This is a genomic window from Pedobacter superstes (assembly GCF_037622515.1).
Classification (GTDB): domain Bacteria; phylum Bacteroidota; class Bacteroidia; order Sphingobacteriales; family Sphingobacteriaceae; genus Paradesertivirga; species Paradesertivirga superstes.
In genome coordinates, this window is record NZ_JBBJCN010000005.1 from 125,295 (window position 1) to 142,354 (window position 17,060).

Here is a 17,060-nt window from a genome sequence, read left to right on the forward strand (position 1 = left end):
TTTTAATAGAATACTGCCGTGATGCTTGATTAGTAACCTAAATTTGGACTTAGCCATCTTTCCGTAACTTCAAGATCCATGTTTTTGCGTTTGGCATAATCCACTACCTGGTCTTTTGATATTTTACCTAAACCAAAGTAACGAGAATCGGGATGCGCAAAGTAGAACCCGCTTACTGCTGCAGTAGGGTACATGGCAAAACTTTCTGTAAGTTTTATTCCAGTGGCATTTTCTGCATCCAGAATGTCAAACAATGTTTCCTTCTCAGTATGATCGGGACAAGCAGGATACCCCGGAGCCGGACGTATACCGACATATTTTTCTTTGATGAGTTCTTCGTTGCTCAGACTCTCATCTTTAGCATAAGCCCAATATTCCTTCCTTACCAGTTCATGCATCCGTTCAGCGAAAGCTTCCGCCAGACGATCTGCAAGTGCTTTAACCATGATGCTGTTATAATCATCATGATCCTCTTCATATTTGGCGACCAGTTCATCACATCCAATACCTGTGGTAACAGCAAAGCCTCCGAAATAGTCCTGAATGCCTGTTTCTTTCGGCGCAACAAAATCTGATAGCGCATAGTACGGTTCACCAGCGGCTTTTTCAACCTGTTGACGAAGGGTGTGGATGGTGGTTTTGCCAGAGGATAAAGAGTCATGCTCCAGAACGATATCATCGCCGACTGCGTTGGCAGGCCAGAAGCCTATCACACCATTTGCCTGCAATAATTTTTCATCCAGTATTTTCTTTAACAAAGCCTGGGCATCATCAAAAAGTTTTTTTGCTTCATCGCCCACAAATTTATCTTCGAAAATACGGGGATAACTTCCCCGCAGCTCCCAGGTATGGAAAAACGGAGTCCAGTCGATATAAGGAACCAGCTCATCCAAAGGATAATTTTCAAAGACTTTAGTTCCTAAGAATGCTGGTTTCGCCGGAGCAAAACTGCTTAGATCCAGCTGAAACTTATTCTCTCGCGCCTCTTCTATTGATTTAAACTTTTTATCAACGCTTTTATTTAAATGTGCCTCCCGTGCTTTGTCGTATTCGCCGCGAATTTGATTAATGTATTCGTCGCGGTTGTCGTCGCTCATCAGGGTGCTGCAAACCGTTACACTGCGAGATGCGTCAAGTACATGAACCATTGGTCCCGAGTAGTTGGGAGCAACCTTAACTGCCGCGTGGATACGTGATGTGGTTGCACCACCAAGAATCAAAGGAATTTTAAATTCCTGGCGTTCCATTTCTTTGGCAAAGTGAACCATTTCATCCAATGAAGGAGTAATTAATCCGCTTAAGCCAATAATATCAACATTATGTTTCCTGGCTTCGTCAATGATTTTTTGTGCCGGAACCATTACCCCCAAATCAATCACTTCGAAATTATTACATGCCAGCACCACGCCCACAATATTTTTTCCGATATCATGAACATCACCTTTAACAGTGGCGAGTAATATTTTACCGGCATTTTTACGCTGGTTGCTGTTAACGTTGTTTCGTTTTTCTTCTTCAATAAAAGGTAAAAGATAGGCCACCGCCTTTTTCATTACGCGTGCAGATTTTACTACCTGTGGCAAAAACATTTTACCCTGACCAAAGAGGTCGCCTACTATCCCCATCCCGTCCATTAACGGGCCTTCAATAACTTCCAGAGGTTTATCATATTTCTGACGGGCTTCCTCAACATCGTCATCTAAATATTCAATAATTCCTTTTATAAGAGAATGAGATAGACGGCTTTCGACACTTTCTTTGCGCCATTCTTCGTCTTTAACTACAACTTTACCTTTAGTTTTAATCGTGTCGGCAAATTCCACCAGTCGTTCTGTAGCATCCGGACGGCGATTTAAAAGAACATCTTCAACTAGTTCTAAAAGGTCTTTAGGGATTTCCTCATAAACCTCAAGCATTCCGGCATTCACAATTCCCATATCCAGACCGGCCTTAATTGCGTGGTACAGGAATGCAGAATGCATAGCTTCACGAACTGTATTGTTTCCCCTGAAGGAGAAGGATATATTACTTACTCCACCACTTACTTTGGCAAGAGGCAGGTTCTCTTTGATCCAGCGGGTTGCGTTGATAAAGTCGACAGCATAGTTGTTATGTTCTTCCAAACCGGTTGCAACCGTTAAAATATTAGGGTCGAAAATAATATCCTGAGGAAGGAATTCAACTTCATTAACTAATATATCATACGATTTTTTACAGATCTCGATTCTGCGCTCGTAAGAATCGGCCTGGCCCTCTTCATCAAAAGCCATTACCACTACAGCCGCCCCATATTGTTTAATTTTGCGGGCATATTCTTTGAACTTTTCTTCGCCTTCTTTTAGTGAGATGGAATTAACAATTCCTTTTCCCTGCAAACATTTTAAACCCGTTTCGATTACGCTCCATTTGGAAGAATCGACCATTATCGGAAGCTTGGAAATATCTGGCTCTGAAGCGATAAGATTGAGGAACTTGGTCATGGCCGCTTCAGAGTCAAGCATGCCTTCATCCATGTTGATATCGATAACCTGGGCACCACCTTCCACTTGCTGGCGGGCAACTGTAAGCGCACCTTCAAAATCGCCACCTAATATCAGTTTAGAAAATTTAGGAGAGCCGGTAACGTTTGTACGCTCACCGATATTCGCGAAATTGGTTTCTGGAGTTAATGTAACAGGCTCCAATCCGCTTAAGCGCAGGTATGGTTTTGGCTCTGCCGGAACCCGTGGAGGATATTTTGCAGCCTTTTCGGCGATGCATTTAATATGCTCGGGCGTTGTTCCGCAACATCCGCCTACAATATTTACAAATCCGTTCTGAATGAAATCTTCTACTAAATGAGCCGTTTCATGCGGGACCTCGTCATAAGCACCAAACTCATTTGGCAAGCCCGCATTTGGGTAAGCTGATATATAACAACCTGCTTTCGCAGATAATTCTTCAATATGAGGACGCATATCCTTAGCCCCCAACGCACAATTTAAACCTATACTTAACAGGTTAGCATGGGATAAAGAGTTTAAAAATGCCTCAACCGTTTGCCCTGAAAGTGTACGGCCACTGGCATCAGTAATTGTTCCGGAGATCATGATTTCAATCTTCCCGCCGATTTCATTCTCGTAATTTTTTGCAGCGAATAATGCAGCCTTGGTTATTAGTGTATCGGTGATGGTTTCAAATAGCAGAACATCAGCTCCACCTTCCACCAAGCCTTTTATCTGCTCATAATAAGCATCGACAAGTTCATCGAAAGTAACTGCACGGTAACCAGGATCGTTTACATCGGGCGACATTGAAGCCATTTTTGTTGTTGGCCCTAAGGCACCCGCAACAAAACGAGGTTTATCCGGATTTTTAAGAGTGAATTCTGTAGCGACTTCTTTTGCGATACGGGCTCCTTCAAAACTCATTTCGTATGACAGGTCTTCCATGTGGTAATCAGCCATGGAAATCCGCTGGGTGCTGAAGGTGTTCGTTTCAATAATATCGGCCCCTGCTTCCAGATATTCAGCATGGATAGCTTTAATTATATCCGGCCGGGTAATATTTAACAAGTCGTTGTTGCCACGTACATCGCATGGGTGATCCTTAAAGCGTTCGCCCCTGAAATCTTCCTCTGTTAACTGGTAGCGCTGGATCATTGTACCCATTGCCCCGTCTATAACTAAAATACGTTTCTTTAATTCTTCTCTGATGCTCATTGTTTTTTAGATGTGAGGTGTGAGATATCAGATGTGAGAACAGATCAGACGCATAAAGTCTCATATCTCATATCTATCATCTCAAATCTCTCTTTACAAGCTTATTTTTGAAAAGTCGGTATCCGGCTTTGACATTCACTTATCTTTCTTCATCCTTAGTATGGAATCAGTTAGAATTTAGCACCTTGTAAGCACAGGTTGCTAAGACTTCGCAGGGTCTAGTCCCTCCGTCTTTCTGAATAAGCGTTGCAAAAATGCAATAAAAATATTTAATAGCAAAATGAAGGATGTTTGTTGTGGTGGTTTATTGCGAAATTGACCCTGCGATGGTATCAAATGTCTGATTCAGTATATTGGGGTTCAGAATTAGCTTAATCGTTTAACGAGCTGTTCTTCGATTTTTTTGAAAAACTGAACGGGCTTTAATGACCGCCAGGAAACTTCATCAAGTTCTCCGCCGAAATTGATATAATAATCGATATTGCTCCTTTTAAATTCATCTATAACATGCTGCCTGAAGTTTACGCCGGCAATCCATCCATCTTCCACGTCCTGAAACCATTCTTCATAATATGAGTCATCTGAAGAATGAAAATTGAGTACATTCTCGCCAACTAAAATGAATTTGTTGATGCCTTCATCTACCATCAGTTCCAGAATTTCTCTTTTAAGAAGCATAATGTCGTTATAAATGGCATCGTTCCATTCGCCAATGAGTTCAATTATTGCGTATTGCCTGTCGTAGTCTACAAAAAGTGCTTTGATGTATAAAGTCTGAGACCCAAAGGAATCCCATTGGGGATGGATATAATAGTTATATATCTTTTTATCAAATTCAAACTCACTATATTCCGTCTCATAAAACGGCGAACGTTCATCTTCTGCCGCTATATAATCATCCCGCCACCGATAAAAAGGTTCTATTTCGTGCATTCTTCAAATGTGTAAATATGCAGTTTGCAAACCCGAAAGCCCCTGCATGTGTTAAAATTCTAATGTTGATGTGCAATGTTTTGCATTATATTTTATAATTGGATGACGAGCATTTAGCAATTGCTTATCGCATATCCTTATAATTTGTATTTAATTATTTCTGTATTTCTCTACAGCTTCTCTTACGTTTCCGTGCTCCTCTAATAGCTTTTGAGCAGTTTGCTCATCTACACCAGTCGCTTCCATTACCATATTTACGGCACGTTCCACAAGTTTATTGTTACTTAACTGCATGTCGAACATTTTATTTCCTTTAATCCTGCCTAATTGAATCATCACGGTAGTGCTGATCATATTAAGTACCAGTTTTTGTGCTGTTCCTGATTTCATCCTTGTAGAGCCGGTAACAAATTCTGGCCCTACCACAACTTCAACCGGGAATTTTGCTTCAGCGGCTATTGGACTTCCGGTATTACAAACAATACATCCGGTTACAATTCCAGCTTCATTGGCACTTTTTAAACCGCCAATAACATAGGGCGTTGTGCCGGATGCGGCAATTCCGATTAATACATCACTGTCTGTGATCGGGAATCTCAGTAAATCTTCCCAGGCCTGTTTGGTATCATCTTCTGCAAACTCAACCGCTTTACGTATAGCCGAATCACCTCCTGCGATAATTCCCACGACCAAATCATGAGGCACTCCAAAGGTCGGAGGACATTCAGAGGCATCAACGATACCGAGCCTTCCGCTGGTACCTGCGCCTATATAAAATAAGCGTCCTCCCTGTTTCATTTTAGAGACGATCACATTTACCAGGGCTTCAATCTGTGGAATAGCTTTTTCGACAGCCAGCGGAACTGTTTGATCCTCGCGGTTAATTCCCTGCAAGAGTTCAGTAACCGATTTTTTTTCGAGACCGGTATATAAAGAGTCTTGTTCAGTCGTTCTAATCATAAGTTAAAGGTCGGAATATATTCAGAAAAGAAGCCTTAAAAAAAGCTTTTTTGTGACAATTTTATATCGATAAATCTCAACCTCATTTACTACTTTTAGAACGCTCTTATCGCATGCAATCATCCACTAAAAGTAATTTATTTGTCGCTTCCTGCTATGCCGGAATATTGGCCCTTGGCATGGCCGTTGGTCCCAAGTTTGGTCACGAAAACAACACTTCGCTAGGAAGTTTTGTGCCATTTATTTCCGGAGAGAAGACAGAAAAAGTTGAACAGGTTTTAAGGATCATAAAAGAAAATTATGTTGATCCTGTGACGGTCGATACCCTTCAGAACCTGGCAATTAATCAGATCCTTTCGCATCTTGATCCTCATTCCCTCTATCTTCCGCCAATCAAAGCCAGAGATCAGTCGCAAAGCCTTGAAGGGAATTACAGCGGAATCGGAATTGAATACCTTATTCTAAACGATACCATACTGGTGACTTCAGTAAAAAACGGTCCTGCACAAAAAGCCGGAATACGGGCAGGTGACAAAATACTTCAAATTGAAAACAAACTTGTAGCAGGCAGGAAAATCACCACTACGGAAATAGTATCGCTTATTAAAGGCCGTACCGGAACTTCAGTCAAACTCCTTGTTAAAAAGCGAAATTCTCAGGCAGTTGATTCAGTTTCTATAATGCGTGATAGAATAACAATTAGCAGCATTGATGCCGCTTATATGATTGCTCCTACTGTTGCTTATGTTAAAATCAGCAAGTTTGGCGCCCATACAGATGAAGATTTTTTGCTGGAAATAAGCCGTTTACAGCAGAGTAATATGAAAAATCTGATATTGGATTTGCGGAATAACGGAGGTGGATATCTCAGCGCGGCTACGGCCCTTGCAGATGAGTTTTTGCCCGAAAAGCAACTAATAGTTTATACCAAAGGTGAGCATGAACCGCGGACCGACTATTTCGCAACTAAAAATGGGAAATTTGAGCAAGGTAAGCTGGTAGTACTGATTGACGAAACTACGGCTTCAGCAAGTGAAGTTGTAGCTGGCGCGGTTCAGGATCTGGGAAGAGGCGTTGTTATCGGACGACGATCTTTTGGTAAAGGGCTTGTACAGGAACAATTTAATTTCGGTGACGGATCTGCTCTCAATCTAACTATTGCGCGTTATTATACTCCACTTGGACGCTCTATACAAAGGCCATATAAAATGAGTTCGGAAGCATATTTTGCGGAAGCGTCTACCAGGCTAGAAAATAATGAGTTAAATACTGACGGTACTTTGAAAGATAGTTTATTCGATAAGAGCCAAGTCTATAAAACAGCTTCGGGACATGTTCTCTATGGAGGAGGCGGAATTATGCCGGATATCTATATTCCAGTGGATACTTCTGCATATAATTCCTTTTTTTATGCTTTGCGGGCAAGAGGTCTTCTGACGGAATTTTTATTTAGCCAAATTGTAAATAATTATCACCCTGTTTCCTTAAAACAACTATTAACGGATTTTAAATTAAGTGATGAGGACTATCAACGATTAATATCTATTGCCGTAAAAAAGGGGGTCAAAGTATCTCCTAAAGCTTCAGCAGTTGCTAGGAAAGCTGTAAATAAAGAAATTAAAGCTTCCTTAGCAAAGTTTTATTTTGAAGATGAATCCTATTACAAAGTTGTAAATTCAAGTGATGAAGCAATTTCAAGATCGCTTCAGGAAATGAAGTAACCTTGAAATTTTTTAACGATTGTCAGAACCTTTGGACATCGAATCGGTAGGCATATTGTCAAGCGTGCTATCCGTATTCATCGAGGTGTCAGAATTTAATTGATCCTGGATCATTGAGTCCGCAGCCCTTGCTGCGTCAATGGAATCTTGAGTATTCGAATCTCTGTTTGACCCGCCACATGAGCTGAGTGCAATACATGAAACAACGAATAATGTCGAAAATAATTTGTTCATATCTTAACTGTTAATCCAAAAATAATAAGACAAAATTTAAAAAAATAGGTGTTCTAAAAATCGCGAATACCATTGACGATTTTTTTTACATAACATTATTTTTGTCTGAAATATATTTGAATAGGAACACCACTGAAGTCAAAATGTTCTCTCAGCTTATTTTCTAAAAAGCGTTTATACGGATCCTTAATGTACTGAGGTAAATTACAGAAGAACGCGAACATCGGTGAAGATCCACTGATCTGCGTAATGTATTTTATCTTCACATACTTTCCTTTTAATGCAGGGGGAGGGTAGTTTTCAATTATCGGAAGCATCACCTCATTCAATTTTGAGGTAGGGATTTTCTTGGTTTTGTTCTCAAAAACCTTAGCTGCCGCTTCAACTGCTTTAAAAATTCTCTGTTTCTCAACAACTGAGGTAAAAACGATAGGCACATCGGAGAAGGGCGCAAGACGTTGTCTGATCTCGTCCTCGAATTTCAGAGTGGTTTTGTTGTTCTTCTCAATTAAATCCCATTTATTTACCAGGATAACAGCTCCTTTTTTGTTTTTCTCCGCAAGATGGAAAATGTTTATATCCTGAGATTCTATCCCTTCAACGGCATCGATCATCAACAATATAACATCAGCTTCCTCTAAAGCTTTGATGGTCCGCATTACCGAGTAAAACTCAATATTCTCTTTAACTTTAGTTTTTTTACGTAATCCGGCGGTGTCAATCAGCATGAACTCATGGCCAAACTGATTGTAATGGATATGAATTGAATCGCGGGTTGTGCCTGCGATAGGAGTAACAATATTTCTGTCTTTCCCGATAAGGGCATTGATTAAGGACGATTTACCGACATTTGGTCTTCCTACAATTGCATATTTCGGAAGCGATGAATCATCAGGCTGGTCTTCTTCGAAATGGGAAACCACCTCATCCAAAAGTTCACCTGTTCCGGACCCTGTCATCGAAGAGATGGAATAAATCTCACCTAAGCCAAAGCTGTAAAAAGGATGAAGATCATCAAGCAGCTTGTTATTATCTACTTTATTGGCAACCACTAATACGGGTTTTTTGCTTCTGCGAAGTAAATCGGCGATGCTATCGTCCAGATCGGTGGGCCCGGTTGTAACATCCACCATAAAAAGGATAACGGTTGCCTCTTCAATGGCGATGATTACCTGCTCCCGTATCGCTGCTTCAAATACATCAGCCGAATTGGCCACATATCCGCCCGTGTCGACCACCGTAAAGTTCTTGCCTATCCATTCTGCCGATCCGTAATGGCGATCGCGTGTAACGCCGCTCTGATCGTCTACAATTGCTTTGCGCGATTCGGTTAAGCGGTTATATAAAGTGGATTTCCCAACGTTGGGCCGTCCAACTATAGCTACTATATTACTCATTCAATTTTTGATTTTTTGATTTACGAATTACGATTGCAATTCAAAATCAAGTATATGGCAATTCACTTTATAAATTTACGAATGCAAAAATCGTAAATCTTAATTCGTAAATTGTAAAATTTTAATCTTCGTATCCAAAGCTCTTCAGGTAATTCTTCCTGTTGCGCCAGTCGGGTATAACTTTAACAAACATTTCAAGAAATACCTTTTTCTGAATAAACTCTTCAATGTCTTTACGTGCATAGGTGCCAACTTTTTTAAGCATTGCGCCGCCGGGTCCAATCAGGATATTTTTTTGCGAATCACGTTCCACAATTATTTCAGCGCTTATCCGGGTGATTTTTTCTTCCTCTTTAAATGCCGTTATAATTATTTCAGTGCTGTAAGGGATTTCCTTCTGATAGAGTTTAAAAACTTTTTCCCTGATTATTTCAGATACAAAGAAACGTTCATTTCTGTCGGTAAGTGCATCTTTTTCATAATATGCGGGATGCTCCGGTAATTTATCCATGATGAAATTCATTACAGCATCTACATTGTAATCATGCAGTGCAGATGTTCCAAAAATCACTTCAGGATTCAGGGTTTCTTTCCAGTGCTCAATTTTAGCTTCAACCTCTTCCTGGGTTGATGTGTCAATTTTATTGATAACAACGGCAATAGGAGAGGAGGTTTTCTTTAATTTTTCAATGATATCGTTTTCGTCGAAACGTTCATTTATATCGGTCACTAAAAGAATAATATCGGCGTCCACCAGCGAATCATTCACTGCTCCCATCATACTTTCCTGCAAACCGTACTTGGGTTTTATCACTCCGGGAGTGTCAGAAAAAACTATTTGGTAATCCTCTTCATTTACAATTCCAATTATGCGATGACGGGTAGTCTGCGCTTTAGGAGTTATAATGGATATTTTTTCGCCGACAAGCGCATTCATCAAGGTAGATTTCCCTGCATTTGGCTTTCCAACGATACTCACAAATCCGGCTTTATGCGACATGAAAAATTATTTTAAAATATATTTGGACTGCAAAGAAACGAAATATATCTTTGCAGTCCAATTCAGGGAGTAAGGAAATAAGTAATAAAGCCTAAAACCAAAGATTGCTAGAGTGCGGGGTGGAGCAGTTGGTAGCTCGTCGGGCTCATAACCCGAAGGTCATCAGTTCGAGTCTGGTCCCCGCTACCAAGGAAGTTGAAAGACACTTCTTTTTTTATGGCCCGTTCGTCTAGGGGTTAGGACGTTAGATTTTCATTCTAGAAACAGGGGTTCGATTCCCCTACGGGCTACTGGAAACACTAGCAAAAATCATTAAAAGCCTGCAAATCAACTGATTGCAGGCTTTTTTGTTGGAATCAAATCACCAAAATATGCATGATTTCGCATAATTCTGGTGAGCAATTCGGTGAGCACTTTTTCCAGGAAGAGGTGCTCACCAGAAACGACATAAGATTCTGACAGTCAACCTGTTCACTCAATGAACATCTTGTAGACCGGGGCTGCGAAAGGTAACTTTGTTTCACCTTTTAAATGCTATTTTTTTATGTTCACTCCGTACAATGTGCTTTTTTATCTTAAAAAGCGTAACACTTACAAATCAGGACCAGCTCCTATTTATCTTAGAATTAGCGTTGATGGACAGCGCACAGAAGTTTCTGTGGGCCGCGAATGTGATCCATCGCGTTGGAACTCCCATGCCGGTAGGGCTACGGGGAATAAAGAGGATGTTAGGGCACTAAACACATTTCTTGACAGTGTGCAGTCCAAATTAAATGTTGCTCACCACATGCTTCTGGAAACCGGCAAAGAAATTACAGCCGAAAGTTTGCGCGACCTGCTCACCGGAAAAAAGCCAAAATCAAAAATGCTGCTGGATATTTTCCAGGAACACAACAAAAATGTTGAAGCCCTACTTGGAAATGGTTTTGAGCCCAACACCTTAAAAGGCTATCGTACCACCGTTAAGCACTTGACCGCTTTCCTCACATGGAAATTTAAAGCCACCGATGTTCCCCTCGACAAGCTTAATCATGCTTTTATCACCGACTTTGAATTTTATCTGAAAAGTCAATGTAAGATTAGTGGTGTATCTGCAGTTAAGTACATCAAGAACCTGAAGAAGATCGTAAACAGTTCCCTGGCTCATGGCTGGCTGTCAACCAATCCTTTCAGCAATTACAAATCGACGGCAAGGGCAGGAGAGCGGGTTTATCTCACCAAAGAGGAACTGGACACCATGCACAAAAAGAAAATAAGCATGGAGCGTCTGGCCCAGGTGCGTGACATTTTTCTTTTCTGCTGTTATACAGGTTTGGCCTACGCTGACATCAAAAAGCTAAAGCGCTCGGAAATAGGAATAGGGGTGGACGGCGAAGCCTGGATTTTCACTACCCGGAAAAAAACAGACACATCTTCAAGGATTCCTCTTCTAAGTAGTGCCCTGGAAATTCTCGACAAATACAAAGAGCATCCGCAATGCGATAGTGACGGAACGCTGCTTCCGGTACTTAGTAATCAGAAAATGAATGCCTACCTGAAAGAGATTGCAGACGTATGCGGTATCTCTAAAACGCTGACCTTCCATATTGCCCGGCATACCTTTGCCACTACGGTCACTTTAAGCAATGGTGTCCCTATTGAAACAGTTTCGAAGATGCTAGGACATACCAACCTTAAAACCACGCAGCATTATGCGAAGATTTTGGATATTAAGGTGAGTGATGATATGAGGCTACTGAAGAAGAAGCTTTCGGGAGAGTTTTGAAGTAGTTTACTATGAGGAAAGGACAGCCAGTACTTGGTTGTCCTATTTTAATTTACAGCATATGATCTGCTGCAGCAAAGTTAACCTGCGAAGAGAAAGCAGTAAACCGGCTTTCGGCGGCATAAATTCTCCTTCCTTCGTCAGTCCGATTTATTCCACGACCAGTTGACAGCTTTATCTTCTTCAGTAAGAGGTGGCTTAACCGTTCATGAGACTGGAGATTTATCCTTGGTCTTTCGTGAAGTCTTTCTTCAAAGATCTTTTCACAACCCCGGCATTTTCAAAGCCATCTTTTTCAACTTCAAGCTTCTGGGTATAGTGCTTACTGGTGCGAGTCATTTTTTTTAAGGTGTCTCATGCCAATTTTAGACAGGCGTTCTATTTCCTGGGTACACTTTTCCGAAGAATGTATAAATCATAAAAATCGACCGTTTTCTTAGACTGCAGTAATAAGTGGCTTAATTTTTGAAATAATATTGCTAAATTGAATTTTATTATATTTGTACAAATCATATACAGTTGACTACAAGGAGCATTACAGATCAGATCACTACGCTTAAAACCGTAACAGCAGAGGTTTCTTCTTCGAAGGATGCTGCCTTAGCATTTTTGCTAAAGGCTGGTATTATTTCTGAGCCAGTTCGTAATGCAAAAATATCAGGTTTGAGTATAGTTAAAGCAAGTGACCAACAAGCTACTTTAACTCGTTTAGCAGCTTTTGCTTCCTCTTCAAGGGGGCAATTTTCAGGAAGAACTACTGGAAAAAAAGCATCAGTAAAACATACCGGCACAAGGAAAACCTCTTCTAAAAAACATTAATGCCGTCCGTATCATCCGGTTATATTATTGGATATCATAGCTGCGATAAGGAAGTTGGCCTACGCCTCATTAATGGATTCGATGAACTTAAAGCTAGCACTAACACTTGGGACTGGCTTGGGGAGGGAATATACTTTTGGGAGGATGACCCCGCTAGAGCCTTACAATATGCTTTAGAAAATGCTTCTGGAAAGCAGAAAAATAAAACAGCTGCAATTACACCGTTCGTGGTAGGTGCAGTAATTGACCTTGGGAAATGCTTGAATTTAGTTGAGGTTGAATCATTAATCATTTTGGCCGAAGCGCATACTGGATTAGCGAAGGTGATGGAGATCGCCGATGCACCCATGCCGATCAACCAAGATAAAAACAGAGCGTTGGACTGTGCGGTTCTAAATTACGTCCATCAATCTAATGAAAATGAAGGAGTTGATCCATATGATAGTGTCCGGTGTGCATTCCCTGAGGGAGATGCGGCATTTCCAGGCTCAATGATCACAGAGCGATTGCACATTCAGCTGTGCATTAGAAACCCAGAAATGATAAAAGGCTATTTTCTTCCTAAACCACTGAATCAATTTAATCCACATTTAATAGCTAAATAATCTTAAACCGCTCTAACGGCATTCTATTTTTGATATAGGCTAATAGGCCAAGTCCATCTTACTTACTCTCAAAGATTCATAATGCAGCAGCTAGCAGTTCATAAAAACGAAAGTTTTACGTATTTACTGTAAGTCTGAACAATCCTATCCATTTCACCGCGTAGGCACCAAAGAGCGCATAGCCAGACAATGGCTCAAGGCCGGGAAAGCCAATATCAAATAGACAACATTTCCCGCTTGTATAGCCTTGAACCATTGGCGGGCGTCGGTATCTTTGTCGTGGGTGGTGAAATGGAACCATTCTAATAGTGAGATTCAAATAGTGCATGCGGCACTTGCACAAACATCTATTGCTTAAATAAGAAGGCTGCTATTTAAGTAAAATGGCAAAAAACTTAAATAAGGGATTTAAAGGGACTATAAAAGTCCCTCATCAGCAAATGAAAAATACTCCTCTGCTGTAATTATCAAATGATCTAATACTGATATATCTAATAACTTTCCTGCCTGAGTCAGCTTATTAGTTAATTGTCTATCTGCTTCACTTGGCTTCAAATTTCCTGATGGATGATTGTGAGCCAGAATAATTGAGCTAGCATTTCCTTTCAACGCTGTAGCAAATATTACTTTAGGATCTGCAACTGTACCTGCTACACCTCCGGTGGAAACAGTGAAGATTCCTAGGACTTTATTTGCCCGGTTTAATAGCATGATCTTAAACTGCTCAATCATTTCAAACCGGGTATTGTCCCAGTTATGAAAGAAGAAGTTGTAAACGTCTTTTGAACTTGATACAGTTGGCCTTTCTGAAGCTTTGAACTTAGGCTGATAACTTACGGTAATTTCAGCAACCTGGAATAGTGCGATTTGACTTGATAGCTTTTCCATAATCATAGATTTAATTAATTATGGCGCTCTCAGCGGCTGTAAACCAGACAAAGGGCAAAGTGGAGATTCAAAAAATGCGGAGGCTCCGCCCTAAGGTGGATACCCATTTTTTTAATACTACTTTGGCGAAGCGAAACCGTGTCTGGGTTATGGCCGAAATTGGTGCAGATGATTAATAAAGATTTCCTCCCTATATGACCTATAATTGATTCAAAAAAACATTGGTTTCCGCAACTATATCAGCTGGAATTTCAGGAGAAAACTCTGTTTCCGAAATATTAATTCCTTGAGCCTCGTTTATCGTATTCACTTCTATCTTATTAAGTTCAAAGAAAGCATATGTGAAATGACCCTTTCCAGTTTGACAGACATACTTAATAACCCTCTTGTTATTTCGAAAGAGAGCCAGAAACTCAATATTATCAAAGTAATTGTCAAGGTTTGGGTGGATAAATAAATATTGATTTGGGTCTCTAGGATTTAAATGTATCGTTGTGGAGTCTATCAAAAAATCCAGCCGCTCTCCCTTGATTTTCATGTTGCATCTCTTACATGACACACTAAGATTAAATAGCTCAAACATAAAATCTCCGTACTTTGCTTTTGGCAGGACGTGCTCAATATCTATCACCATCTTAAATTCATTAGTAAAATCCTTTCGGCAATAGCAACATTGATCTTCTGTAATCGTTAGGTAATGAGTTTTAATTTTCGCCTTTACGTCAGATAATAACTCATTGTCCCATACCTTACCACCTTCGGCGATGGCAGACTGAATAATCAATAAATCATTAGCATCTAAAGGCATTATTGACGTTCTTTAATTTTTCTACCCATTTCAATTATTCCATCTAATGCTTCTTTTTGCTGATCACTATAAGATGAGTCTTTGAAATCATTTATACTATGTTCAAACTCTTCTAGGTTCATCATGCCAGCAGCAAGCTGGTTCATTTCTTTTACAATTTTTTCCGACAAAAACCTATTCTCAGGAGTAGTCACATCAAAATAATCTTGATACATCTCTTCAACATTTTGTGTGTCATTATGCTGATCAGTGAATAATCCGTTGCTTCCTTTAAATACCCTTACTCCTTGTGAGGTTATTTCTGCAGCATTTATTATTAGAGGCGAGTGTGTTGCAATAATAATCTTAGGCTCATATCTATGAAAGTGATCCACTAGTAACTTCACGTATTCAGTTTGCCACTTAGGGTGGAGACTATTTTCAGGTTCATCTATTAAAACGATTGAACGTGTGTCAATGCTTATCGTGAGATATAACAGAGAGGTTATCATCGTTAATTCTCCTGAACTCGCACTATTAACAGGTAGCATTTGTCTTTCTTTACATAAATAAACCTCAATTTTCTTTACGATTTTAAGACGTCGCAGTTGTTCTTCATAAAGTAAAATACTAATCAAAAATGAATCTCTCAGGTCATAGAAATTTCCATGGTGTAAATTGATTCGCTGAATATCATCTCCATACTGGGATTCTTCAACGAACCTGGACAAGCAAAAGATTAGATCCTTTTTAATTTTTGAATCAAGTTCTGCTTCTTCAATAATATACCTATAATCTTTATTAATCCCTTTTACTTGTAAACCTATTACTGGGTCTAAATTAACATACTTTAAAGCGGCTCCTATGTTATTAATTCTTTTATTATCATCACTCGAGAGAAGTTTCAAAGCCCTCTTTAAAGTTTTTTTAGCTATTGTTTTTCCTGTGGATGCCCGCAGAATTTCAAATCGATTATCTCGAATGTTAAACTTATCGTGGATTGTATTGGCGACTGCTATGACCTTGTACCTCTGAGAGGCAAGGTAATATTTTGCAACTTCATTTAACACTGTGCTCTTACCGCTGCCATTCTCACCGATGAGTATATTAATATCATCGCCAAATTCGGATCTGTCAAGGAGAGGTCCAGGGATTCTAATATTACTATTAAAAAGCATTTTTATAATTTAATTATTTGGAGGAATAGCTTGCATTTCAATTTCTAAGATAAGGGTCTTGTCTGCTTAGAAGATTCATGCGTTGAACTGTTCTTACTGCTATTTTCTGAATGACCTGTATAGCCGTTACTTTAACAACTACATCAATAGGCTCCAAAACATTATCATTTAATAGGCCCAAATAGGTTTTGCCAGCTAGTGGAGTTTTCATTTGCCCAGCGTCATTTACGACATCCCCCGTTTTGTATTGATAGAATGTGTTACCAGCTTTAAATTGAAGTACATTATTCCAATCAGTAATGAACCAATATTTGACATTATCTTCTCCCTGCACCTTATTAAAAGCATTCACACCGTAAAGCGCTAATGCTCCCAAAGTCCCATAGCCTGGAAGCTTCGTGAGGGCCGCTGCTGTACTTGATAAAAACCTGTCTCTTGCTTCAGTATATGCCTGTTTTCCAGCAGAACCAACGCCAATATAATAGCTCCAAGCAATAGTTCCCTCTGGTAGCTGGAAGTCGACAATAGTTCGATTTGTATTCCCATTTAATGCACTTTGTGATGAAACTTTTGCAAGTTGGTCAACCACCTGAACAATTGAAGTATCAATCCGCTCTATGAATCTCTCTTGAACCGGAGTATACGTGGTATCTTTATGCGTTTTCCAATATACATTAGTATTGAAATTAGTAGTTCGTTCAGATGAAGGAATGCGTTGAATTTTAAGCTTACAAATCCGTCCTGCTATCGATGTATTCGAGAAGCGAACCTTGTAAATACCTGTTCTTCCAATATTCAACGTTTTGTTTGAAATCTTATTAATCTTATACTCCATAAATTTGGAAGCTTCAGGCAGTTCAATGATTTCAAATTCCTTCAACTCTTTCCCATTGACCTCTTCAAAGTTTATTATAATCTGATCGCCTTCAGCAAATCCGTAATACAAAATATTCTCCTCTAATGCAGGTACTTTAAATGTGCTTTCCACAACATCAATTGGGGTTTGGGCTGTGGTTGATAGAGTAAGAAGTACTATAATAATGTTGAGTAGATGTTTAATCATAATTACCTG

The 17,060-nt window shown here is 39.8% G+C and carries 15 protein-coding genes, 2 tRNA genes and 1 riboswitch; of the genes, 7 read left to right on the forward strand and 10 right to left on the reverse strand.

Going from position 1 to position 17,060, the window contains the following annotated elements; translation table 11 throughout:
* Positions 1-29: 29 nt before the first annotated feature.
* The 3 genes from metH to murQ all read right to left on the reverse strand — a co-directional run bounded on the left by metH (position 30) and on the right by murQ (position 5,594).
* The gene (gene metH / locus WG906_RS14655) at positions 30-3,701 is read right to left on the reverse strand and encodes a methionine synthase (protein ID WP_339993510.1); all 3,672 of its coding nucleotides are present in this window, start codon (positions 3,699-3,701) and stop codon (positions 30-32) included.
* Between the two features lie 136 nt (positions 3,702-3,837).
* Positions 3,838-3,947, reverse strand: a riboswitch (SAM riboswitch).
* A gap of 120 nt (positions 3,948-4,067) precedes the next feature.
* On the reverse strand, positions 4,068-4,634 hold the full coding sequence (locus WG906_RS14660) for a hypothetical protein (RefSeq protein ID WP_339993511.1): 567 nt from the start codon (positions 4,632-4,634) through the stop codon (positions 4,068-4,070).
* A 150-nt stretch (positions 4,635-4,784) separates the two neighbouring features.
* Positions 4,785-5,594, reverse strand: a complete 810-nt coding sequence (murQ, locus tag WG906_RS14665) for an N-acetylmuramic acid 6-phosphate etherase (protein WP_339993512.1) — start codon at positions 5,592-5,594, stop codon at positions 4,785-4,787.
* Between the two features lie 113 nt (positions 5,595-5,707).
* On the opposite strand from murQ, the gene WG906_RS14670 reads away from it, so the two are divergent.
* Entirely contained in the window at positions 5,708-7,315 is a 1,608-nt protein-coding gene (locus WG906_RS14670; protein WP_339993514.1) for a S41 family peptidase, read from the forward strand.
* Positions 7,316-7,327: 12 nt separating this feature from the next.
* Here the strand turns inward: WG906_RS14670 and WG906_RS14675 are convergent, their stop codons facing one another.
* The 3 genes from WG906_RS14675 to era all read right to left on the reverse strand — a co-directional run bounded on the left by WG906_RS14675 (position 7,328) and on the right by era (position 9,946).
* On the reverse strand, positions 7,328-7,549 hold the full coding sequence (locus WG906_RS14675; RefSeq protein ID WP_339993516.1) for a hypothetical protein: 222 nt from the start codon (positions 7,547-7,549) through the stop codon (positions 7,328-7,330).
* A gap of 95 nt (positions 7,550-7,644) precedes the next feature.
* On the reverse strand, positions 7,645-8,946 hold the full coding sequence (gene der, locus WG906_RS14680; RefSeq protein WP_339993517.1) for a ribosome biogenesis GTPase Der: 1,302 nt from the start codon (positions 8,944-8,946) through the stop codon (positions 7,645-7,647).
* A gap of 121 nt (positions 8,947-9,067) precedes the next feature.
* Positions 9,068-9,946, reverse strand: coding sequence for a GTPase Era (gene era / locus WG906_RS14685; protein ID WP_339993519.1), 879 nt, complete (start codon positions 9,944-9,946; stop codon positions 9,068-9,070).
* Between the two features lie 113 nt (positions 9,947-10,059).
* Between era and WG906_RS14690 the strand changes: the two genes are divergently transcribed.
* From WG906_RS14690 to WG906_RS14710, 5 genes are all read left to right on the forward strand, one after another.
* Positions 10,060-10,135: transfer RNA gene (locus tag WG906_RS14690), tRNA-Met, on the forward strand.
* 29 nt (positions 10,136-10,164) lie between these two features.
* Positions 10,165-10,236 (forward strand) — tRNA-Glu (locus WG906_RS14695).
* 254 nt (positions 10,237-10,490) lie between these two features.
* Entirely contained in the window at positions 10,491-11,711 is a 1,221-nt protein-coding gene (locus WG906_RS14700; RefSeq protein WP_339993520.1) for a site-specific integrase, read from the forward strand.
* A gap of 519 nt (positions 11,712-12,230) precedes the next feature.
* Entirely contained in the window at positions 12,231-12,530 is a 300-nt protein-coding gene (locus tag WG906_RS14705) for a hypothetical protein (protein WP_339993522.1), read from the forward strand.
* Complete coding sequence (locus tag WG906_RS14710; RefSeq protein ID WP_339993524.1) at positions 12,530-13,135, forward strand: hypothetical protein; 606 nt, start codon at positions 12,530-12,532, stop codon at positions 13,133-13,135. The genes WG906_RS14705 and WG906_RS14710 overlap by 1 nt, the downstream gene beginning before the upstream one ends.
* 417 nt (positions 13,136-13,552) lie before the next feature.
* On the opposite strand, the gene WG906_RS14715 is transcribed toward WG906_RS14710, so the two are convergent.
* Positions 13,553-14,023 carry a JAB domain-containing protein gene (locus WG906_RS14715; RefSeq protein ID WP_339993525.1) on the reverse strand — a complete coding sequence of 157 codons (471 nt, stop codon included), beginning with the start codon at positions 14,021-14,023 and terminating at the stop codon, positions 13,553-13,555.
* Positions 14,024-14,043: 20 nt separating this feature from the next.
* On the opposite strand from WG906_RS14715, the gene WG906_RS14720 reads away from it, so the two are divergent.
* Positions 14,044-14,199 (forward strand): hypothetical protein, encoded by a 156-nt coding sequence (locus tag WG906_RS14720; protein ID WP_339993526.1) that lies wholly within the window; start codon positions 14,044-14,046, stop codon positions 14,197-14,199.
* A gap of 23 nt (positions 14,200-14,222) precedes the next feature.
* On the opposite strand, the gene WG906_RS14725 is transcribed toward WG906_RS14720, so the two are convergent.
* The 3 genes from WG906_RS14725 to WG906_RS14735 are packed head-to-tail and all read right to left on the reverse strand — an operon-like array spanning position 14,223 to position 17,051.
* Positions 14,223-14,831 (reverse strand): HNH endonuclease, encoded by a 609-nt coding sequence (locus WG906_RS14725; protein ID WP_339993527.1) that lies wholly within the window; start codon positions 14,829-14,831, stop codon positions 14,223-14,225.
* Positions 14,831-15,988, reverse strand: coding sequence for an AAA family ATPase (locus WG906_RS14730; protein ID WP_339993529.1), 1,158 nt, complete (start codon positions 15,986-15,988; stop codon positions 14,831-14,833). The genes WG906_RS14725 and WG906_RS14730 overlap by 1 nt, the downstream gene beginning before the upstream one ends.
* A 37-nt stretch (positions 15,989-16,025) precedes the next feature.
* Complete coding sequence (locus tag WG906_RS14735; RefSeq protein WP_339993530.1) at positions 16,026-17,051, reverse strand: hypothetical protein; 1,026 nt, start codon at positions 17,049-17,051, stop codon at positions 16,026-16,028.
* Positions 17,052-17,060: the final 9 nt, after the last annotated feature.